18 protein-coding genes are annotated in these 22,064 nt (G+C 67.1%); 8 read left to right on the top strand and 10 right to left on the bottom strand.

Annotated features, from left to right (window positions below; genetic code table 11):
- Positions 1-66 precede the first annotated feature (66 nt).
- Positions 67-891, top strand: a complete 825-nt coding sequence (locus QX128_RS20855; RefSeq protein WP_316177889.1) for an FAD binding domain-containing protein — start codon at positions 67-69, stop codon at positions 889-891.
- The gene (locus QX128_RS20850) at positions 888-3,602 is read left to right on the top strand and encodes a molybdopterin-dependent oxidoreductase (protein ID WP_316238393.1); all 2,715 of its coding nucleotides are present in this window, start codon (positions 888-890) and stop codon (positions 3,600-3,602) included. Before QX128_RS20855 ends, QX128_RS20850 begins: the two co-directional genes overlap by 4 nt.
- A gap of 23 nt (positions 3,603-3,625) precedes the next feature.
- Here QX128_RS20850 and QX128_RS20845 read toward each other — a convergent pair whose 3' ends face one another.
- A complete protein-coding gene (locus QX128_RS20845) occupies positions 3,626-3,928 on the bottom strand; it encodes a hypothetical protein (protein ID WP_315804399.1) in 303 nt (100 codons plus the stop codon).
- 200 nt (positions 3,929-4,128) lie between these two features.
- Between QX128_RS20845 and QX128_RS20840 the strand changes: the two genes are divergently transcribed.
- Both QX128_RS20840 and QX128_RS20835 read left to right on the top strand, forming a co-directional pair.
- On the top strand, positions 4,129-5,313 hold the full coding sequence (locus QX128_RS20840; RefSeq protein ID WP_316238392.1) for a urate hydroxylase PuuD: 1,185 nt from the start codon (positions 4,129-4,131) through the stop codon (positions 5,311-5,313).
- A 422-nt stretch (positions 5,314-5,735) separates the two neighbouring features.
- Positions 5,736-6,035, top strand: coding sequence for a hypothetical protein (locus QX128_RS20835; RefSeq protein ID WP_316238391.1), 300 nt, complete (start codon positions 5,736-5,738; stop codon positions 6,033-6,035).
- A 226-nt stretch (positions 6,036-6,261) separates the two neighbouring features.
- Here QX128_RS20835 and QX128_RS20830 read toward each other — a convergent pair whose 3' ends face one another.
- Entirely contained in the window at positions 6,262-6,900 is a 639-nt protein-coding gene (locus QX128_RS20830) for a TetR/AcrR family transcriptional regulator (RefSeq protein WP_315804396.1), read from the bottom strand.
- A gap of 141 nt (positions 6,901-7,041) precedes the next feature.
- Positions 7,042-7,221 carry a hypothetical protein gene (locus QX128_RS20825; protein ID WP_316238390.1) on the bottom strand — a complete coding sequence of 60 codons (180 nt, stop codon included), beginning with the start codon at positions 7,219-7,221 and terminating at the stop codon, positions 7,042-7,044.
- Between QX128_RS20825 and QX128_RS20820 the strand changes: the two genes are divergently transcribed.
- The 4 genes from QX128_RS20820 to QX128_RS20805 all read left to right on the top strand — a co-directional run bounded on the left by QX128_RS20820 (position 7,212) and on the right by QX128_RS20805 (position 13,863).
- A complete protein-coding gene (locus QX128_RS20820) occupies positions 7,212-8,333 on the top strand; it encodes an efflux RND transporter periplasmic adaptor subunit (RefSeq protein ID WP_316238389.1) in 1,122 nt (373 codons plus the stop codon). The genes QX128_RS20825 and QX128_RS20820 overlap by 10 nt on opposite strands.
- Positions 8,330-9,406 carry an efflux RND transporter periplasmic adaptor subunit gene (locus QX128_RS20815; RefSeq protein WP_316217589.1) on the top strand — a complete coding sequence of 359 codons (1,077 nt, stop codon included), beginning with the start codon at positions 8,330-8,332 and terminating at the stop codon, positions 9,404-9,406. Before QX128_RS20820 ends, QX128_RS20815 begins: the two co-directional genes overlap by 4 nt.
- Positions 9,403-12,480, top strand: coding sequence for an efflux RND transporter permease subunit (locus tag QX128_RS20810; protein ID WP_316238388.1), 3,078 nt, complete (start codon positions 9,403-9,405; stop codon positions 12,478-12,480). Before QX128_RS20815 ends, QX128_RS20810 begins: the two co-directional genes overlap by 4 nt.
- Positions 12,481-12,588: 108 nt before the next feature.
- Positions 12,589-13,863: a DUF2130 domain-containing protein gene (locus QX128_RS20805; protein ID WP_316238387.1), complete on the top strand. Its 1,275-nt coding sequence runs from the start codon at positions 12,589-12,591 to the stop codon at positions 13,861-13,863.
- A gap of 115 nt (positions 13,864-13,978) precedes the next feature.
- On the opposite strand, the gene QX128_RS20800 is transcribed toward QX128_RS20805, so the two are convergent.
- The 7 genes from QX128_RS20800 to asd form a co-directional block, all read right to left on the bottom strand.
- Positions 13,979-14,872, bottom strand: a complete 894-nt coding sequence (locus QX128_RS20800; protein ID WP_316238386.1) for a DUF3313 domain-containing protein — start codon at positions 14,870-14,872, stop codon at positions 13,979-13,981.
- 165 nt (positions 14,873-15,037) lie between these two features.
- Positions 15,038-15,916 carry an EamA family transporter gene (locus QX128_RS20795; protein WP_316238385.1) on the bottom strand — a complete coding sequence of 293 codons (879 nt, stop codon included), beginning with the start codon at positions 15,914-15,916 and terminating at the stop codon, positions 15,038-15,040.
- 289 nt (positions 15,917-16,205) lie between these two features.
- Positions 16,206-18,410 carry a xanthine dehydrogenase family protein molybdopterin-binding subunit gene (locus tag QX128_RS20790; protein WP_316238384.1) on the bottom strand — a complete coding sequence of 735 codons (2,205 nt, stop codon included), beginning with the start codon at positions 18,408-18,410 and terminating at the stop codon, positions 16,206-16,208.
- 4 nt (positions 18,411-18,414) lie between these two features.
- A complete protein-coding gene (locus QX128_RS20785) occupies positions 18,415-19,431 on the bottom strand; it encodes a xanthine dehydrogenase family protein subunit M (protein ID WP_316238383.1) in 1,017 nt (338 codons plus the stop codon).
- Complete coding sequence (locus QX128_RS20780; RefSeq protein WP_316238382.1) at positions 19,428-19,937, bottom strand: (2Fe-2S)-binding protein; 510 nt, start codon at positions 19,935-19,937, stop codon at positions 19,428-19,430. The genes QX128_RS20785 and QX128_RS20780 overlap by 4 nt, the downstream gene beginning before the upstream one ends.
- Before the next feature lie 150 nt (positions 19,938-20,087).
- The gene (locus QX128_RS20775) at positions 20,088-21,065 is read right to left on the bottom strand and encodes an NUDIX hydrolase (protein ID WP_315804386.1); all 978 of its coding nucleotides are present in this window, start codon (positions 21,063-21,065) and stop codon (positions 20,088-20,090) included.
- A 115-nt stretch (positions 21,066-21,180) separates the two neighbouring features.
- Positions 21,181-22,056, bottom strand: coding sequence for an archaetidylserine decarboxylase (gene asd, locus QX128_RS20770; RefSeq protein WP_316238381.1), 876 nt, complete (start codon positions 22,054-22,056; stop codon positions 21,181-21,183).
- Positions 22,057-22,064: the final 8 nt, after the last annotated feature.

Genomic DNA, 22,064 nt, shown 5'->3' with positions numbered 1-22,064 from the left:
GCCAGTTGGCGCTGGTCTTGCAAGGATTCCACCCGCGACAGGCTGCGCCCACGAGCTGGCATCACCATGGACCTGAACACCATCACGGAGGTCGTGCGCCCGAGAACGCGGGCCGAACTGCCCGCCTGGCAGGCAGGCGACGCCTGGCTGGCCGGCGGCACGTGGCTGTTCTCGGAACCGCAGGCGCGCCTGTCGCGGCTGATCGATCTCAGCGATCTCGCCTGGACGCCTCTCGGCATCAGCGATCAGGGCCTGTGCATCGCCGCGACCTGCAGCGTCGCCGCGCTGGACGGGCTGTCCTGCCCGGCCGAGTGGGTCGCGGCGCCGTTGATCGATCAATGCTGCCGCGCGTTCCTGGCTTCGTTCAAGATCTGGAAGACGGCGACCGTCGGCGGCAATCTCTGCATGTCGCTGCCGGCCGGGCCGATGATCTCGCTGCTCGCCGCGCTCGAGGGCATTTGCTTGATATGGAAGAATGACGGAGGCGAGCAGCGCGTCCCCGTCGCCGATTTCGTCACCGGCAACAACAGCAACGTGCTCGCGCCCGGAGATCTGCTGCGGCAGATCGACATTCCGCTGGCTGCGCTGAAGCGCCGCGGCGCTTTCCGCCAGATCGCGCTGACGCCGGTCGGGCGCTCCGGCGCACTGCTGATCGGCACGTCGGGCCGCGACGGCGACCTGCTGCTCACCGTGACCGGATCGACCATCAAGCCGCAGCAACTGCGCTTTGCCAGCATGCCCGACGCGACCACGTTGCGCGCCGGCCTGCTCGTCGAAATTCCAGATGCGTCGTACCACGACGATGTTCATGGCAAGCCTGCCTGGCGCAAGGCGATGACCCTGCGCCTCGCTGAGGAGATTCGCGCCGAGCTCGCGGACTTCAGGCCATGAGCGTGATCGTCAATGGCAGGGAAGTCGACACCGCGCCGCGCGCCGGACAATGCCTGCGGACCCTTCTGCGCGACACCGGCCATTTCGGCGTCAAGAAGGGCTGCGACGCCGGCGACTGCGGTGCCTGCACCGTGCTGCTCGACGGCGAACCGGTGCATAGCTGCCTGATCCCCGCCTTTCGCGCCGAGGGCAAGGCGGTCACGACCGTGGAAGGTCTCGCCGCCGATGACGACCTGCATCCGATGCAGCAGGCCTTCCTCGATGCGCAGGCGTTCCAATGCGGCTTCTGCACCGCCGGCATGATCGTCACCTGTGCCTCGCTGAATCAGGCGCAGAAGAAGGATCTCGGCGCGGCGCTGAAGGGCAATCTGTGCCGCTGCACCGGCTATCGCGCCATCGAGGACGCGCTGCTCGGCCACGTTCACGTCGAGCAGGTCGCGGCCGGCGAAGCCTTCGGGCGCAGCCTGCCCGCCCCTGCCGGCCCCGACGTGGTGCGCGGCCGGGCGCGCTATACTTTCGATACCACGATCGACGGCCTGCTGCACGTCAAGCTCGCGCGCTCGCCGCACGCGCATGCGCGCATCGTCGGCATCGACAAGAGGGCCGCGCTGGCAGTACCTGGCGTGCATGCCGTGCTGACGCACGAGGATGCGCCGGCGACGCTGTTCTCGACCGCGCGCCATGAGCAGGCCTGGATGGATCCGGCGGACACCCGCGTGCTCGACGACGTCGTCCGCTTCATCGGCCAGAAGGTCGCGGCCGTCGTCGCCGAGACCGAGGCCGCGGCCGAAGAGGCCTGCCGGCGCCTCGTCGTCGACTACGAGATCCTGCCTGCCGTGGTCGATCCCGCTGACGCGATCACGCCCGGTGCGCCGATCATTCACGCCGGCCGCGGCAGCGAACATCGCATCGCCGACGTCGGCCGCAACATCGTCGCCGAGACCCACGGCGAGTTCGGCGACGTCGCCGCCGCGCTTGCGTCGGCCGCCGCGAGCTATGAAGGCACCTTCACCACGCAGCGCGTGCAGCACGCCGCTCTGGAAACCCATGGCGGGCTTGTCTGGCTCGACGACGACGGCGTGCTCACCGTCCGCTCCAGCACTCAGGTGCCGTTCCTGACGAAGCGGGCGCTGTGCGAGATCTTCGACCTCAAGCCCGACAAGGTGCGCGTGTTCTGCGAGCGCGTCGGCGGCGGCTTCGGCGGCAAGCAGGAGATGTTCGTCGAGGATATCCTGGTGCTGGCGGCGCTGAAGACAAGGCGGCCGGTGAAGCTCGAATTCACCCGGGAGGAGCAGTTCATCGCCACCTCGACGCGGCATCCGATGCGCGTCACCGTCAAGGCCGGGGCCGACAAGGATGGCAAGCTGACGGCGCTGCAGCTCGACGTGCTCTCCAACACCGGCGCCTATGGCAATCACGCCGGGCCCGTGCTGTTCCATGCCTGCGCCGAGTCGATCTCGGTGTACAATTGTCCGAACAAGAAGGTCGACGGGATCGCCGTCTATACCAACACGGTGCCGGCCGGCGCCTATCGCGGCTACGGCCTGCCGCAAACCACCTTCGCGGTCGAAGCCGCGATCGACGAGCTTGCGCGGCAGCTCGGCATCGACGCGTTCGAGATGCGACGCCGCAACATCATCAGGCCCGGAGATCCCATGCTGGCGCCGCCGGCATCCGGGCATAGCGACGTGCTGTACGGCTCCTACGGGCTCGACCAGTGCCTCGATCTGGTCGAGCGCGCCATGGCCGAGGCCACGCCGACGCCGGAGCTGTCGGCCGAGTGGCTGAAGGGCGACGGCATCGCGCTGACGATGATCGACACCGTGCCGCCCGACGGCCACTGCGCCGACGCCGTGATCAGCCTGCGCGACGACGGCGGCTTCGTGCTCACCGTCGGCACCGCCGAGTTCGGCAACGGCACCAGCACGGTGCATCGCCAGATCGCCGCGGCCGTGCTCGGTACCACCGTCGATCGCATCAGCCTCAGACAGTCCGACACCGCCCATGGCGGCCACGACACGGGCGCCTATGGCTCGACCGGCACCTTCGTCGCGGGACGCGCGACCCAGGCGGCGGCGGAGGCGTTGGCCGAGACGATCAAGCGGTTCGCCTCCGACAGGTGGAACGTCGCTCCCGGCGCCTGCGTGATCGCCGATGATGCAATCACCTGTGGCGCACATCGTCTCGCTTTCGCCGAACTCGCCAAGGCCAGCGGCGCGCCGCTCACCACGAGCGGTAATTCGCAGGGCACGCCGCGCTCGGTCGCGTTCAACGTCCAGGGTTTTCGTGTCGCCGTGAACAAGGGGACCGGAGAGGTCAGGATCCTCAAGAGCGTCCAGGCCGCGGACGCCGGCCAGGTCGCCAACCCGATGCAGTGCCGCGGCCAGATCGAGGGCGGCGTGGCGCAAGCGCTCGGCGCCGCGCTGTACGAGGAGATCGTGATCGACGGCACCGGCCGCGTGATCAATCCGCGCTTCCGCGACTATCATCTGCCGTCCTATGCCGACGTTCCGCGCACCGAGGTGCTGTTTGCCGATACCCACGACACGATCGGCCCGCTGGGGGCGAAGTCGATGAGCGAGAGCCCGTACAATCCGGTCGCCGCCGCGCTCGGTAACGCGATCCGCGCCGCGACCGGCATCCGCTTCACGGCCGCGCCGTTCAAGCCGGACCGGCTGTTTCCGCAGTTGCAGGAAAAGTTCGGCGAATGAGGCGGTCTGGGGAAACGGCTGCGCTATGGCTTGGGTCGGCGATCATACGACCAGCCGAACAGCCCGCTCCGCTGGGTCTCGGGCTCTGGTTCCGCAGCCGGCTCCGACGGCTGGGCGGCCGCCTGTGGCGGGGCGGCGGGAGCGACCGGCTTCGGGATGCTCTCGCATTTCATCGCATAGACCAGCTTGCCGTCCTCGGTGCGTCCGATCGGCGCGCAGGCATCGGCGCGCTTGGCCGTGCTCTGCTTGGGGGCGGTCTGCGCCATCGCCAGAGGCACACCAGCGAACTGTCCCAGCACCAGCATGATCAGAACCAGTCTCGTCATCCCGCCCCGTCCCGCTTGTCAGACCGCCACATTGAACGCAATCGCGCCGCCGGAGTCCACTGCGTCACGCGCACATGGCAGCTAATCTGTTGTGCACCGACTGCCACAGCGACGTGCTGGAAATCAGATGCGATCGATGCCACAGATGGGACGCAGGCACTCGCCTCTGGGCTTGCCCTGTCGAAGGAGATGAGCGCACGATGTGGGCCTCGATCATATCGGAATGGCTGAGCCTGATCTTCCGCTGGCTGCACGTGATCGCCGCGGTCGCCTGGATCGGCAGCTCGTTCTACTTCATCGCGCTGGACCTGAGCCTGAAGCCGCGTGAAAACCTGCCCAACGGCGTGATGGGCGAGGCCTGGCAGGTCCATGGCGGCGGCTTCTACCATATCGTCAAATATCTGGTGGCGCCGGCGCAGATGCCGAGCGAACTGACCTGGTTCAAATGGGAGGCCTACACCACCTGGCTGTCCGGCTTCGTGCTGATGATCGTGGTGTACTATCTCAACGCCGACCTGTTCCTGGTCGACAAATCGATCCTCGATCTCACGCCCCTCCAGGCCGGCCTGTTCAGCTTCGGCTCGCTGGCGCTGGCGTGGCTGCTCTACGAGGCCGCCTGCCGCAGCGGCCTCGCCCGGCAGGAGCTGCCGTTCGCGATCGGCGGCTACGTCTTTCTCGTCGCGCTCACCTACGCCTTCACCCATGTGCTGAGCGGCCGCGGCGCCTTCAACCAGATCGGCGCGATCATCGGTACCATCATGGTCGCCAACGTGTTTGCCGTGATCATCCCCAACCAGAAGAAGATCGTCGCCGCGCTGCTCGCAGGCCAAGCGCCGGACCCCAGGCTCGGCAAGGCCGGCAAGGAGCGTTCGGTCCACAACAACTATCTGACCCTGCCGGTGGTGGTGCTGATGATCAGCAACCACTATCCGCTCCTGTTCGGCACCCGCTACAACTGGGCGATCGTCGCCATCGTGCTCGCGCTCGGCCCGGTGATCCGCCATTTCTTCAACGAGCGTCACAAGGGTCATCCGTCGCCATGGTGGGTGTGGGGCGTCGCAGCCGCGGGCATGATCGGCATCCTGCTGCTGTCCGCAGCGGGCCCTCGCGACGCCAAGGCGGCCACGAGCGCGCCGCCACGCTTCGCGCAGGTCGAGGAGATCGTAACCTCCCGCTGCAGCATGTGCCACGCCGCCGAGCCCGTATGGGACGGCATCGTCACGGCGCCCAGGGGCGTGCGGCTCGACACTGCCGACGACATCCAGCGCAACGCGCGGCTGATCGCACGCAACGCCGCGTGGTCGAGCGCCATGCCGCCCGGCAACATCACCGAGATCACCGGCGAGGAGCGCGCCGTGCTCGCGGCGTGGGCCGGTGCGCAATAGCGGTCGCAGTTGCCGCCGGCATGACGACCGCTGCTTTGCCTCCCCGAGGCAGTCTATGGGGCGGGCAAAGGCGCGCCAGCGCGTCCGCGCAATGCGCCGCCATGTCTCGATGGTAGCGCAGTTAGTTGCGCTGCGGCCCGCAAGCGCTTCGCTGTGCGGCTGACAGCTCCGCTCATCGCGCGCGCGGCAATGGATGCTCGCTCGGTTCCCCACGACGATTGCGTGAAGCCGGCACAAGGACAACCGGATTTTCGCAACGCGGAGTTGAACTGCGATGCATGCGACGACGATTGAGCTGGAGCACATCCGATTGTCGTCATGAGCTTGCGGCAAAATTTACCACCCGTTGGGACGCGGCTTGGCTGCAGAAAACATGGCGCTAGAGTGGCGCCCACAATCAGCTCTCAGCGAAACGCCCCATCATGTCGATCTCCGTCAAAGGCCGGCTGGCCATTGTCGTGCTCATCGCGCTTGCCTGCTTCGCAAGCTCGGTACTGAAGCTCTATCTGGGGCTGCTGTGCATCTCGCTGCTCTTGAGCTTTGCCGTGGTCGGCGTCGTGGCCCGGCTGGTCGAAGGGATCGTCATCAGGCGCGACCGGACCGGCGAGCGACGGCTGGCACATCGCAGCGATCGCTCCGCTCGCGTCGACGAAACGCAGCCGCTGTCGATGACGACGATGGATCATGTCGACACGCCATCGCCGGCCGAACCCGCGCGATGAGGGGATTCTCCGTCTGGCGATCGCGCGCTGACGAACAGGGATACCGCACATCGGAGAATGGCAATGGTGCTACGAGTTCGACCGCTGGAACGGCGACGACCAGATCATCCTTCCGAACCAGCCGATTGCGGACGCGACGACGCCGTGCTCGGTGGCGACACATCGGAAGAGCAGCACGTGGCCGTTCAAATCGCCGCGCTGATCGCCTCGATACGCCGGCTGTACCTCATCCCTTCGTCCGCTTCCGCTTCGCCTCGAGAGCGCTCAGATAGGTAGCCATCATCTCGGGCAGCGCTGCGACGACGACATCGCGGCTGCGCGGATCCTGCTCGCGCGTGAACAGCAGTGTCCCGAGCACGACGGCATCGAGCGTCGTGGCCGCCTGCCTGCCGAGTTCGTCGCCGAGCCTGGCGCGCATGACGCGGTCGATGACGACCCTGAACTCGGCGTGCATGGTCTGGTCGTGCAGATCGAGCGTCGCCAGCGCATCGGGGTGGCGAACGAAGTAGCGGATCGCCCAGCCAATCAACTGCTCGATGACCTGCGGCGGCGACATCGCCGCCCATTCCGCATCGCTTCGCTGCACCACGCGGTCGAACGCCGGCTGCAGCTCGGCATCGTGACGCTCGGCGAGCGCATCGAGCATCTGATCCTTGTCGCGGAAGAAGTGATAGACCGAGCCGATCGACGCGCCGGCGCGCTGGGCCGCGGCATGCATGCTGACGGCACCGATCCCGGACTCGGCGATGATGGCGGCTGTCGCGTCGAGCAACTGCTCGCGGCGCTCACGGCCACGCGCCTGCCGCGGCGCACGTGATGTCGTGCGCACGGGGGCATTCAGGTCGGTCGCAGCTTTGCGTCGCACGTTCGCGTCATGCCTTGGCTCGCCGCGGCGGCAGCGCTGGCCGACGTCCCAACGGGAGCGCCCGGCAGCCCGCACAGGGGGAAATTCGAAACCGCCACGAGAATGTTACTAGACGAATTATTCTAGATTTGATTGTCTAATTCACGCACTGTCAAGAGGATGGTGTTCAACTTTCGCGTGAACCTGCTTGCCTGCAACGGCGAGCGGGTTTTGCGGGCTGCTGACGACCAACAGGTGCTTTCCGGTCCCTGCGTGCTTGCGCGGCAGGACGGGAATGATCGCCACCACCCAACCGGGCCGAAGATACGACCATGTCTCCATTCACAGGATCCTCTTTCCTTCGGGCACCGGGCTCACGCCTGCTGGCCGCGGCCGGCTGCGCTGCCGTCGGCCTGCTGCTGGCCGGGTGCGAGCAGAAAACGGCCGCAACCGCGCCGCCGTCACGGCTGGTGCGAACCGAGGTGGTCAGGCTGTCGGAGCGCCGGCAATCGATCACGCTGACCGGTGACGTGCAGGCGCGGGTGCTCGCAGACCTGTCGTTCAGGGTCAGCGGCCGCGTCACCGAGCGGCTCGTGGAGGTCGGCGCGCACGTCAAGGCCGGCCAGTTGCTCGCCAGGATCGATCCGGCCGAGCAGCAGGCCGATCTCGATTCCGCGGAGGCCGCCGTGGCGGCCGCGGAGTCGCAGGTAAAGGTCGCAACCTCCAATTTCAACCGCCAGCAGACGCTGATCACGAGCGGCTTCACGACGCGCGCGACCTTCGACCAGGCCCAGGAGACGCTGCGCACGGCGGAGGGATCGCTGGAGGCCGCCAAGGCCCAGCGCGACACCGCCAAGGACGCCCTGACCTACACCGAGCTCCGCGCCGACGCGGACGGCACCATCACCGCGCGCAACATCGAGGTCGGGCAGGTCGCCCAGGCCGCGCAGTCCGTGTTCACGCTCGCGCATGACGGCGACCGCGACGCGGTCATCGACGTCTACGAAGCCGCGCTGTCGCTCAAATTCGACGACAGCAAGGTCGCGCTGGCGCTGCTGTCGGATCCCTCGGTCACGGCCAAGGGCACGGTGCGCGAGGTGTCGCCGACCATCGATCCGAAATCGGGCACCGTCCGCGTCAAGATTGCGATCGAGAATCCGCCGCCGGAGATGATCCTCGGCCGCGCCGTCAGCGCCACCGGCTTCATCAAGCCGGAGCAGCGCATCGTGCTGCCGTGGAGCGCGCTGACCGCCGCCGGCAAGACGCCGGCAGTCTGGCTGGTCGATGACGGCGACAAGACGGTGTCGCTGAAGCCGATCACGATCGAGGACTATGAGACCGGCGCGATCGTGGTGTCGGCCGGACTGCGACCGGGAGACCGCGTCGTGACCGACGGCGGCAAGCTGCTCAGCGTCGGCCAACAGATCACATTCAACGAGGAGAAGCGGTCGTGATGACGCCGATGCGCTGTGTTCTTCCGCTCGGCGCGCTCGCTCTGCTCGCCGGCTGCAACGAGAAGGCCGCCGCTCCCGATCCGGTCCGGCCGGTGCTGTCGATGAAGGTCGAACGGCAGACGGCCAACGTCTCGACGGTCACCGGCACGATCGAGCCGCGCTACAAGGCCGATCTCAGCTTCCGCGTGCTCGGACGCCTGATCGCGCGGCCCGTCTATGTCGGCGACATGGTCAAACAGGACCAGGTCGTGGCGGCGATCGATCCCGCCGCGCTCGAACTCGCCGTGCGCGCCTCGGCCGCCGAGGTCTCGCGCAGCCAGGCGCAGCTCACCAACGCGACCGGCACCGAGGGCCGGCAGCGCACCCTGCTGGAAACCGACGCCACCACCAAGGCGACGCTGGAGAGCGCCGAGCAGTCGCGTGCGGCCGCCCAGGCCTCCGTGATCAAGGCGCAATCCAACCTCGCCAAGGCGCGCGAGCAACTCGGCTACGCCCAGCTCAAGGCCGATTTCGCCGGCATCGTCACGGCCGTCGGCGCGGAAGTCGGACAGGTCGTCTCGCCCGGCCAAAGCGTGGTCACGGTGGCGCGGCCCGACATTCGCGAGGCGGTCATCGACGTCGGCGACGACATTGCGGGCGCGCTGCAGGTCGGTACGCCGTTCACGGTGCGGCTGCAGGTCGATCCGACCATCAGCACGACCGCGAAGGTCCGCGAGATCGCGCCGCGCGCCGACGCCACGACGCGCACGCGTCGCGTCCGCATCACGCTCGACAACCCGCCCGAAACCATGCGGCTCGGCACCACCGTCACCGCGACCGTGAACACCGAACAACGGACCGTCATCCGATTGCCGTCGACGGCGATCCTGGAGCAGGACGGCAAGAGCTTCGTCTGGCTGGTGGATGACGCCAACAACTCCGTCAAGCGCCAGGAGATCATGGTCGCCCGCAACGAGGACGGCAGCATCCGCGTCACCGGCGGCCTCGAACCCGGGCAGCGTGTCGTCACCGCCGGCGTGCACAGTCTCAAGGATGGCCAGTCCGTCCGCATCGATCAGGAATCTCAGCCGTGAAGTCCTTCAACCTCTCCGACTGGGCGCTCGAGCACCGCTCGCTCGTCTGGTATTTCATGATCGCCTTCATGGCTGCGGGCCTCTTCTCCTACGTGCATCTCGGCCGCGAGGAGGATCCGTCCTTCACCATCAAGACGATGCTGATCCAGGCCAAATGGCCCGGCGCCTCCGCCGAGGAGATGACGCGGCAGGTCACCGACCGCATCGAGAAGAAGCTCGAGGAGCTGCCGGCGCTCGACTACACCAAGAGCCTGACCGTGCCCGGCCAGACCACGGTGTTCGTCAACCTGCGCGACACGACCAAGGCGCGCGACGTCGTCCCGACCTGGCTGCAGGTGCGCAACCTGATCAACGACATCAAGGGCGACTTTCCGTCCGGCGTCGTCGGGCCAGGATTCAATGACCGCTTCGGTGATGTGTTCGGCAACATCTACGCCTTCACCAGCGATGGCCTCAGCCAGCGCCAGTTGCGCGACCGCGTCGAGGAGGTCCGCGCCAAGGTGCTGACCGTGCCCAATGTCGGCCGCGTCGACATCGTCGGCGCGCAGAACGAGGTGATCTATCTCGAATTCTCGCCACGCAAGGTCGCCGCGCTGGGCATCGACCAGCGCACCATCCTCAACGCGCTGCAGGCGCAGAATGCGGTGTCGCCGTCCGGCGTGCTGCAGGCCGGCCCCGAGCGGGTCGCGGTACGCGTCTCCGGCCAGTTCACCTCCGAGGAGAGCCTCAAGGCGATCAACCTGCGCATCAACGACCGTTTCTTCCCGCTCACCGACGTCGCCACCATCACCCGCGGCTACGAGGATCCGCCGACCTCGCTGTTCCGCTTCAACGGCCAGCCCGCGATCGGGCTTGCCATCGGCATGAAGGCCGGCGCCAACCTGCTCGATTTCGGCGAGGCGCTGAAAGAGGAGATGACCAAGGTCGTGGCCGATCTGCCGGTCGGCGTCGGCGTGCATCTGGTCTCGGACCAGCCCAAGATCGTCGAGGAAGCGGTCGGCGGCTTCACCAAGGCGCTGTACGAAGCCGTCATCATCGTGCTCGCGATCAGCTTCGTCAGCCTCGGCGTCCGCGCCGGCCTCGTGGTCGCGATCTCGATTCCGCTGGTGCTCGCGATCACCTTCCTGTTCATGGCCTACACCGGCATCTCGCTGCAGCGCATCTCGCTGGGCGCGCTGATCATCGCGCTCGGCCTGCTGGTCGACGACGCCATGATCGCGGTCGAGATGATGGTGGCGCGGCTCGAGGTGGGCGACTCCTTGCGCAAGGCCGCGACCTACGTCTACACCTCGACGGCGTTCCCGATGCTGACGGGCACGCTGGTGACGGTCGCCGGCTTCATTCCGATCGGCCTCAACAGCAGCGCCGCCGGCGAGTTCACCTTCACGCTGTTCGTGGTGATCGCCGTGTCGCTCGTCGTGTCCTGGATCGTGGCCGTGCTGTTTGCGCCGCTGCTCGGCGTCACCATCCTGCCCGCGACCTTGCCGAGTCACCATGCCGAAGGCGGCCGGCTGACGCGGATATTTCGCGCCATGCTCAATGCCTGCATGCGCAACCGCTGGACCACGATCGTCGCCACGGTCCTGATCTTCGGCCTGTCGGTGTTCGGCATGCGCTTCGTGCAGCAGCAGTTCTTCCCCTCCTCCGACCGCACCGAGCTGGTGATCGACTTCAACCTGCCGCAGAATTCCTCGATCGCCGAGACCAACGCGCAGATGGCGAAGTTCGAACAGGAGGCGCTGAAGGGCGATCCCGACATCGACCACTGGTCGACCTATGTCGGCTCCGGCGCGCAGCGCTTCGTGCTGTCGTTCGACGTGCAGCCCGCCGACGTCTCGTTCGGCCAGATCATCATCGTCACCAAGAGCCTCGAGGCGCGTGACCGCGCCCGCGCCAAGCTGCAGGCCTATCTCACCAAGACGTTCCCCGGCACCGACGCCTATGTGCACCTGCTCGACATCGGCCCGCCGGTCGGCCGCCCCGTGCAGTACCGTGTCAGCGGGCCTGATGTCGCAAAGGTGCGCGAGACAGCGCAGGAATTCGCCGGCGTCATGCGCGGCAACAGCCATCTCGGCGCCGTCATCTTCGACTGGATGGAGCCGGCGCGTGTCGTGAAGGTCGACGTCCTGCAGGACAAGGCCCGCCAGCTCGGCGTCACGTCCTCCGACATCGCCAACGCGTTGAACGGCGTGCTCGACGGCACCTCGATCACCCAGGTGCGCGACGACATCTATCTGATCGACGTGCGCGGCCGCGCCCAGGCCAAGGAGCGGCAATCGCTGGAGACCCTACGCGACCTGCAGCTGTCGGGCTCGAACGGCCAGTCGATCCCGCTCGCGGCGCTGGCGACCTTGCGCTACCAGATCGAGCAGCCCGAGATCTGGCGCCGCTCGCGGCAGCCCACGCTGACCCTGAAGGCCAGCGTCATCGATCAGGTACAGCCGAACACGGTGGTCGATCAGCTCAAGCCCGCCCTTGCGGCGTTCAACGCCAGGCTTCCGGCCGGCTATCAGGTCGTCACCGGCGGCAGCGTCGAGGAGAGCGCCAAGAGCCAGGCGCCGATCATCGCGGTCGTTCCGATCATGCTGTTCACCATGGCCACGATCCTGATGCTGCAGTTGCAGAGCTTCCAGCGCCTGTTCCTGGTGTTCGCGGTCGCGCCGCTGGCCTTGATCGGCGTCGTCGCGGCGCTGCTGCCGAGCGGTGCGCCGCTCGGCTTCGTCGCCATCCTCGGCGTGCTCGCGCTGATCGGCATCCTGATCCGCAACTCGGTGATCCTGATCGTGCAGATCGAGCATCTGCGCGACGAAGGCCGCCCGCCATGGGAGGCCGTGATGGAGGCGACCGAGCACCGCATGCGGCCGATCATGCTGACAGCAGCCGCGGCCTCGCTGGCGCTGATCCCGATCGCGCGCGAAGTGTTCTGGGGTCCGATGGCCTATGCGATGATGGGCGGCATCATCGTCGGCACCGTGCTGACCCTGCTGTTCCTGCCGGCGCTCTATGTCGCCTGGTTCCGGATCAAGACGCCGGAGGCGAGCGATTCAGTCGAGCCGGCAGCGCACGGCGCCTGACGCGGGGCCTGCGTGAATCGCGGATAATTGCGTGGGATAAGCCGCCCGCGTGGGTTAAAGCCCGCGCGGCGGCCGGGTAGATTCGGCCTTCATGGAAGGATGCGAATCATGACCGATCCTCAGATCGTCTGCCCCTCCTGCCGCACCGAGATCAAGCTGACCGAGCAGCTCGCAGCGCCCCTGATCGCGGAGACGCGCCGGCAGTTCGAGAAGCAGCTCCAGGCGAAAGAAGCCGATTTCGGCCGCCGCGAGGCGCAGCTCACGGCCGCGCAGGCGCAGATCGCGCAGGCCAAGGCCGCGATCGACCAGCAGGTCGCCGCCAAGCTGAAGGCCGAACGCGCCGCGATCGCGCAGACCGAAGCCGAGAAGGCGCGGCAGGCGGTGGCCGATGAGATGGGCAACCGCGATCGCCAGCTCGCCGAGCTGCACGAGGCCATCGTCAGCAAGGACGCCAAGCTCGCCGACGCACAGAAGGCCCAGGCCGAGATGCTGCGCAAGCAGCGCGAGCTCGACGAGGCCCGCCGCGAGCTCGATCTCACCATCGAGACCAAGGTGCAGGAGAATCTCGCCGCCGTCCGCGACAAGGCCCGGCTCGAGGCTGAGGATTCGCTGAAGGCCAAGGTCGCCGAGAAGGAGACCCAGATCGCCGGCATGCAGCGGCAGATCGAGGAGCTTCGCCGCAAGGCCGAGCAAGGCTCGCAGCAGCTTCAGGGCGAGGCGCTGGAGATCGAGCTGGAATCGCAATTGCGCGCGCGCTTTCCCCGCGACCTGGTCGAGCCGGTGCCAAAGGGCGAGTTCGGCGGCGACGTGATCCATCGCGTGGTCGGCCCGGGCGGGCAGGCCTGCGGCGCGATCCTGTGGGAATCCAAGCGCACCAAGAACTGGAGCGATGGTTGGCTGGTGAAGCTGCGCGACGACCTGCGCGCCGCCAAGGCCGACATCGCGCTGATCGTCTCGAGCGCGCTACCCAAGGGGGTCGACGGCTTCGACCTGATCGACGGCGTCTGGGTCGCCGAGCCCCGCTTCGCGCTGCCGCTGTCGCTGGCACTGCGGCAGTCGCTGATCGACGTCGCCTGCAGCAAGCTCGCGCAGGAGGGCCAGCAGACCAAGATGGAGATGGTCTACGCCTATCTCACGGGCCCCCGCTTCCGCCACCGCATCGATGCCATCGTCGAGCGCTTCACCGAGATGCAGTCGGATCTCGACCGCGAGCGCAAAACCATGATGCGTCTGTGGGCCAAGCGCGAGGAGCAACTGCGCGGCGTGCTGGATTCGACGGCGGGCCTCTATGGCGATCTCCAAGGCATCGCCGGCCGCGCGATGCAGGAGATCGAGAGCCTCGACGTGCTGCTGATCGAGGGCAAGAGCGAGGCGGCGGAATAGCGCGCGCCGGCCGCGCCCCGAGGCGTGCCAGCATCACGCCGCATCAACGCTTTTTCCGATGCAGCCGCATCGCGCCGCGTCTCGCTTTGCGGTGGCATGCGGATGCAGATGACCGCTACTGCTTCGCCATCTGCGTGCTCGCCTGGGCGTCGCTCGGCACAGCCCCCTTGTCGACCCATTCCGGCGGGGCGCCCAGACGGTTGGCGACCATGCCGATGAGCCCGGGGTCCCTGCCGAACGCCTCGCACGCCGCGTTCTTCGGCTTGCCGCCGAGCGCCGCGCCGATGCGTTCGATCGACGGCAGCTTCGGTGGCTTGCCGAACGGGGTCTCTCCGGTCACGAGCATCTGGCCGAAATCGGCGCTGAACGAACTTGCCAGATCGTAGGCATCGCCGGCCTGCGACAGCACCGGCGAGTTGGTGAACGAGTTGGCGCCGCGCGCCCACACCATCGCAGCCTGCTGCCGGCCCTTGCGGTCGAGCGCTTCAGCCTCCATCGTGAGACTGCCGAGCCCGATCGGCAGCCGCGGCACCGGCACGGGCACCCCGAGCGCACCCGGCACGGCAGACACGACCTTGGACGCGCCTGCCGCGACCGGATCGGTCGGCGTCGCCTGGGTGATGAAGGTCCGCGTCGTCAGATCGGCCTTCTGATTGGCCGGCACGACCGTGAAGCGTTCGCTCAAATTGAGACACAGCGCGCGGTCGACGGCATTGGCGACGAGCTGTCGCTGCTGGTCCGTCAGCACCGCGCCGGCCTGCCCCGAAAAGGATGTCGGCGTGATGCGCACGGTCTGCGCCGCGAGCACATTGTCCTTGTCGACGTTGAGCTGCGACTTGGCGAGCACGCCGTTCGATTCCGCCAGCGCCTGATAGGATGCAAGCGCACCGCTCTGCGTCATCTGCGCCGTGGCGCAGCCCGACAGGCCGAGCGCCGCGCTCAGCATCGTCAGGCGGATGGTGGCCGGTGTGCATGATCTCAAGAAAGCCGCGACGTCGATCTCGACCATGCTTCTCCCGCCTCACGCCGACGATGATCGCCCTCTCGCGGGCGGCGCATTCTTCTCCACCGAGATTTCGGACAGCGTGGGGCGGAAGCATGGAGAGATGTTTCGAAACGGCACCAACCAAGGAGAGAGTACGGCGAGCGTGTGCGCGGCGCCGCTACCGCGGGCTCACAATCCGCAGGTGATGGCGATGACGCCTGCTACGGCCAGCACGGCGCCCAGCCAGGCCGCCGGCGCGGGCCTTCGCCCGGTGCGCCACCACAGCAGCGGCAGGATCATGACGGGCGTCGTCGACGACAGGCTAGAAACGATTCCAACGGGCCGGCTCGTCAGAGCAAACAAGACGAGCGTCATGCCGATGCCCATCCCGAGCACACCGCTGAGCGCCGATCGGATGACGATTGATCTATCCACCGCGACCGAGTTGCGGAAACCCGGAACGGCGGACAAAGTGAGCAAGGCTGCCAATCCGATCGCGGCACGAATGGACGTGGCCAACGCCGGGTCGAGGCCGGCAGCCATCACGGGACGCGCGATCAGGACAGCCGCCGCTGCGAACAGCGCCGCCGCGAGACCGAACACGAGCCCCACGCGCAGCGAGCCGTGTGTCTCCTGGGCGATGGTGCCAGGCTGCCTGAAGATGATTGCGACGGACACGCCGCCGACGATACACCCTACTCCCATGATCTTGATCGCCGACAGTGCTTCACCAAGCCACAAATAGCCGAGCACGGCCGCAAATGCAGCCCAGCTGGCATAGACGACGGCCGTCAGGCGTGGCCCCAGTCGCGCCAGTGCAGCATAGAAGCAGGAGTCGGCGACGACGACCCCGAGCAGGCTCGATGCAGCCAGCATCAGCAGCTGATCCCCCGGCGGCGCGGCCCAGCGGCCTTGCAGCGTCACCAGGGCCAGCATGGTGAGGAGCGCCGCTGCGAGACGGATCGCGTTGAACCTGACGGGACCGAGTTGGCGAACGGCCGACGGCGCAATGAGGTTGCTGACAGCGATGCTGAAAGCAGCCGCCAGTGCAGCCAGATCGGAGAGCATGATGAACGGCCACACTGCAGAGCGATCTGTTCTGATCGTCCAGCAATCTGGCCCTGGCAACGGCCGCGGTCAAGCAATCACATCGCCGACGGCACACGCCATCGTCCCGCGGGAAGCCAGTACCCCACGGCATTGGTCACGACAGTGCCGCCGAGCCGGATGCCCGCCAGCGCGGGACACGACAATGGTCGTGACGCACATTCACATAACATGGGTCTCACAGTTGGAGCCGTTCTGGGATCTTCCCCGAGACCCCTCACAGCCGTCGGCTGTCGGGGGCGAGACCGGCTCACCCCACGACCTTGTCCAATGTGATCGGCAAATCCCGAATACGCTTGCCGGTGGCGTGATAGACCGCGTTGGCGATCGCCGCGGCGACGCCGACGATGCCGATCTCGCCGACGCCCTTGATGCCCATCTTGTTGATGGTGCGATCCTCCTCGTCGACGAAGATCACCTTGATATCGTGAACGTCGGCATTCACCGGCATGTGATACTCGGCGATGTTGGCGTTCATGATGCGCCCAAACCGCTGGTCGATCTGGGCTTCCTCGTGCAACGCCATGCCGATGCCCATGACGACCCCGCCCATGATCTGGCTCGAAGCCGTCTTGGTATTGAGGATGCGCCCGGCGGCGACGGCATTGACGATGCGCGTCACCCTGACGACGCCGAGCTCCTCGTCGATCTTCACCTCGGCGAAAACGGCCGAATGCGTGTTGTGCGCGTGCTTGTCGTCGTCCTCGAACTCCGAGCCGCGCTCCTTTTCGATCCGGTCCATGCCGCGATGGCGCATGACGTCGGCCATGGGCACCGAACGATTGCGATCCGCGATGGCAACGATCGCGCCACCCGCGAGCGTCACCTCGTCGGCCCCAAGCCCCTGCAAAGGCGAGCCCGGGATGGTGTGCGCGATCTTCAAAAGCTCCGCCCGGATATCATCAGCGGCGTTGACGATCGCATGCGAGATCGAGGCTGCGGTCCATGAGCCGCCCTCCACCGGCGACTTCGGCAGCGTGGAGTCGCCGAGCTTCACATTGATGCTGTCGAGCGGCACGCCGAGCATGTCGGCGGTGACCTGTGCCATGATCGTGTAGGTGCCGGTTCCGATATCGGAGGTCGCGCTCGACACCTCGACATGTCCGTTGGCCGTCATCACAATCCGCGCCGCGAACGGCATCTGCAAGGCCTCCCAGGCCCCGCTCGCCATCCCCCAGCCGACGAGTTCTCGGCCGTCACGCATCGACCTCGGCTCCGGATTGCGCTTCGACCAGCCGAAGGCCCCGGCGCCCTGCTGATAGCACTCCTTCAGCCGCTTGCTGGAGAACGGCAGATCCTTGTCCTGATCCCGATCGGAATAGCAGCGCAGGCGCAATTCGAGCGGATCCATCTTGAGCGCGACGGCGAGTTCGTCCATCGCGCATTCGAGACCGTAGACGCCGCTGGCGGCGCCGGGCGCGCGCATGTCGCCCGGCGTCGGCACGTCGAGCCTGGCGAGCCGATGCGTCGCGCGCGAAGTGGCGGAGGTGTACAGCACCTCGCCCCAGCCGATGTCGTTGCGCGAGAACGCCTCGTGCTGCGAGGTCATTGCGATGGCTTCATGAGTCAGCGCCGCCAGCGTGCCGTCCTCACGGGCGCCGAGCCCCAGCCGCTCGATCGTCGCCGGGCGATAGCACAAGCCATACATCTGGGCACGGCTGAGCACGACGCGCACCGCCCGCTTCAGCTTCAGCGCCGCCATGGCGGCGAGCACCACCTGGTATTGCGGGCGCAGGCCGGAGCCGAACGCGCCGCCGACGAATGGCGACATCACCTGGACGTCGTCCTCCTTCAATCGGAAAACGCTGCAGACATAGCGCAGCACGTTCTGCACGCCCTGGGTCTTGTCGTAGACCACGAGCTTGCCGCCCTCGCGCCAGAGCACCGTCGACGCATAGAGCTCCATCGGGTTGTGATATTCGATCGGCACGCCATAGTCCGCGTCGTGACGCACGGCTGCGCCGGCGAGCGCCCTTGTCGCGTCGCCGCGCGGCTTCATCGGCTTGTCGACCTTGAAGGCCTGCTCGCACCGTGCCTGCAGATCGGTCGCGAAGCTCTCGGCCTCATACTCCACCACGACCAGCGTCGCGGCGAAGCGCGCGGTGTCCTCGTCCTCGGCCACGACCAGCGCGACCGGCTGAAAGTTGAAATGCACATGGTCGTCGTAGAGCGGGCGATAGGGCGAGCCATCCTCCGGCGCGACCTCGTCGCGATAATCGTCGTCCTTGTCCGCCATCCTGACGCGGTTGGTGTGGGTCAGCACGTCGATCACGCCGTCGACGGCGAGCGCGCGGCTGGGATCGATGCTGATGATCCGCCCCTTCGGAATGGTGGAATTGACCACAACGCCGAAGGCGAGGCCCGGCGCGGTGAACTCGGCGGCATATTTGGCGGCACCGGTGACCTTGGCGCGGCCGTCGACGCGGGAGGTGGCAGTGCCGATGTGAGCTGTCATGACGTCACCGGATGGTCTTGATGGCTTGGATCTGCGGGGTTGCGTTCGCGGCCTGGGTCAGCGTGCGGACGATCGCGCGACGCGCGAGCGGGATCTTGAACGCATTGTGCCCGGAGCTTTTGGCTTCCTTGAGCAGGATGTCCGCGGCACGGCCGAACGCCTGGGGATCCGGCGCCTGCCCGCGCAGCGCGTCCTCGGCAGCCTGGTTGCGCCACGGCTTGTGGGCGACGCCACCGAGCGCCAATCGTGCTTCGCGGATCTGGCTGCCGTCGAGCTCGAGCGCAGCGGCGACCGAGACCAGTGCGAAGGCATAGGACAGGCGGTCGCGGATCTTCAGATAGCTGTGGTGCGACGCGAAGCCTTGCGCCGGCAGCTCGATCGCGGTGATGATCTCGTCGGCACGCAGCGTGTTGTCGAGATCCGGACGGTCGCCAGGCAGCCGGTGGAAATCGGCGAAGGCGATGAGGCGCTCGCTGGAGGCGCCTGTAACATGCACCGTGGCGCCGAGCGCGGCCAGCGCGACGCACATGTCGGAGGGATGGGTCGCGATGCAGTCGGCGCTGGTGCCGAGGATGGCATGGCCTCGGTGGAAGCCATCGATGGCCGAGCAGCCGGCGCCGGGTGTGCGCTTGTTGCAGGGCGTGGCGACGTCGTAGAAATAGGCGCAACGTGTCCGCTGCAGCAGGTTGCCGCCGGTCGAGGCCATGTTGCGGAGCTGTGCCGAGGCGCCGGCGAGGATCGCGCTCGCCAGCAGCGGATAGCGGCTCTCGATGACCGGGTGATAGGCCAGCGTGCTGTTCGGCACCAGCGCGCCGATCCTGACGCCGCCGGCGCTCGTCTCGTCCACCTTCGTCAGCGGCAGGCGGCTGATGTCGATCAGCTGACGCGGCTGCTCGACGTGATACTTCATCAGGTCGATCAGGTTGGTGCCGCCGGCGATGAACCTGGCTTCCGGCACCGCCGCCTTGAGCTTGACGGCCTCGGCGACATCGCTCGCGCGGGCATAGTCGAAATTGTTCATCGTCCTCCTCCCATCGCCTGTTCGATGGCGCCGACGATGTTCGGATAGGCGCCGCAACGGCAGATGTTGCCGCTCATCAGCTCGCGGATCTCGTCCTTCGTCTTCGCCCTGCCCTCGGCGATCAGGCCGGCCGCCGAGCAGATCTGGCCCGGCGTGCAATAGCCGCATTGGAAGGCGTCGTGATCGATGAAGGCCTGCTGCAGCGGGTGCAGCTCATCACCCTTGGCGAGTCCCTCGATGGTCGTGATTTCGGCGCCGTCCTTCATGACCGCGAGCGTCAGGCAGGAGAGCACGCGGCGGCCGTCGATCAGCACGGTGCAGGCGCCGCACTGGCCGTGATCGCAGCCCTTCTTGGTGCCGGTGAGATCGAGATGGTTGCGCAGGAGATCGAGCAGCGTGGTCCAGGGCGCCACCGGCAGGGTACGCAATTCGCCGTTGATCTGAAGCGTGACGGACAGAGGCGCAGGCCTGGAAAGGGGTAAGGCATTCTCGCGCGACGCGCTCATGCGGGATCTCCATTGACGGACCCGCATCAACCCGCGATGGCGCCAATGGTTCGCAACAATTTTTCAGCAGCGGCCAGCGGGACTTGCCCAGGCCAGCACGTGCAAAGGGCGGACGGTGCAACCGCCTGGTCGGTCGCGTCGCCGTCCGGCTCAAGCGGCGCGGCCGAGCCACGCCCGCATTTTCTCCGCCAGGCTGCGGCGGCGCGGTCCGTCCTGCGCCTCGTCATCGACGGCGGCCGCATCCTCAGGCGGCATGGCCTCAGCGCCGGGATCAAGCCCGTCCTCACTTTGGCGGCTCACATCGGCATCCGGCGCGACCGGGGTGGGCAGCAGCGACTTGATCGCGGCGGCGACCGCTTCGATGCGCTCGAGGTCGGCGGGCTCGCGTTCCATCGCTACGGGTTCGGCCGGCAGCGGGGCTAGGTCCGCCTCCACCGACATAGCCGTCGTCTCCAAGACGATCGGTTCGGATTGATCGAGGCCGGGCGCCGCAGCCGCAAGCACGGCTTCGGCTGGCTGCTCGCCCTGCACGTCGATCGCGAGGTCGGCGATCTCCGGCGCCGGGGCGGGCTGCTCTACGATCCGGCTGCGGCGCTTCCTGGCCGTTGCAGGCTTTGCCGCGAGCGCCGCCGTCTCCACCGCGGGCTTCTCGACCGGCTTCTTGTCAGCGGCGGTCTTCGCCGCCACCTCGGGCGCGGACTTCGCTTTGGTCTTGCGGATCAGGCCTGCCAGCGCGTAGGGCCCGACGGTCTCCAGGAAGGTCTTCTCATGGTCGCGCGACAGCCGCCCCACTGCCGCATCGAGCGGCAGCCAGTCGACGGCGCGGACATCGTCCATCAACGGCTGCGACGGCTCGCCGGCCGCTTCCATGCGCCAGTAGTGCACGACCTTGGAACGCGTGCCCGTGTCGTAGACCAGGGTGCCGAGGAATTCATGCACGGTGACCTTGTGGCCGGTCTCCTCCAGCACCTCGCGCTTGGCGGCGTCGCGCGGCGTCTCGCCGTCGTCGAGCTTGCCTTTCGGCAGCACCCATTCGTCACGCTTGCGCAGGCGCACGACCGCGATGCGCGGCGGCTGTTCCCGCCGCAGCACGATGCCACCTGCCGCCATGATCGGCGCTCTCGCCATCGCCTCTCCCGAGCCGCAACGACCGCAACTCCCGCGGTCTGATTCGTCAGTTGAACGCTCCGATATAGGACTGCGCAACGACGAAATCGAGATTGCGCAGGCAGGGACCCGACATTCATCCGGCGGCGACGCGCCTGCGCCACAGTGGCTGGCCGGCGCGAATGCGGGCGCCCTCCGTGACATTGGGACAGAACGTGAAGTCGCCCGGCGCGAGCAGGATGATGGTCGAGCCGTGCTCGAACCAGCCGAGCTCGTCGCCCTTGCGCACATTGTTGTGACAGGGGTAGGCGAGCGGCCGCTCGGTCTGCGCGTTCAATACGCGGTCGAGCGCATGCAGGCGGATGCTCGCGACCAGGATCGCCGCCACCGGCACGATCGTGAACGGCTCGCCCGAGGCGAGATGCGTGCGGATCACGGCGCGCTCGTTCTTGCAGAACAGCCGCTCGACCCGCTTCAGCGCGATCGGATTGACGTTCCAGACGTCGCCATGGATCAGGCTGACATGCTCGAGCGTCATGTCGTAAGGCGCATGGAAGCGGTGATACATGCTCGACGTGAGACGCAAGGTGACGAAGCAGCCGTTGCGGTGGGTCTCGACCACGGCGGGATCGACGACGAGCTCGCGCAATGAATAGGGTGCGCCCTTGATCTGATAGAGCTCGCCGTCGCGGATCAGGCCGTGGGCGCCGATGATACCGTCCGACGGGCTCGTGACGATGGCAGGATCGGGATCGAACGGCCGCAGGCCGGGCTTCAGCTCGCGCGTGAAGCAGCCGTGCAGGCTCTTGAAGCGGTTCTCCTTGGCCTCGGAGAGATCGAGGTCGGAGAACAGCTTCCACAGCGCGATCGAGGCGTCGCGGACCAGCGGATTCTCGATCTTGGAGAACCAGCCCATGAAACGGGTCAGCGCGGCGCGCGGCACGCGGTTGGTGAGCAGGAAGTTGAGGTCTTCCTGTTGGGTGACGGAGGCGATCAGGCTTTTGACTGTCATGAATCTGT

Origin of the sequence: Bradyrhizobium sp. SZCCHNR1015 (genome assembly GCF_032489875.1) — a bacterium.
GTDB lineage: Bacteria > Pseudomonadota > Alphaproteobacteria > Rhizobiales > Xanthobacteraceae > Bradyrhizobium.
The sequence above is the reverse complement of the archived record's forward strand: the minus strand, read 5'-3'. Positions and strand labels throughout refer to the sequence as shown.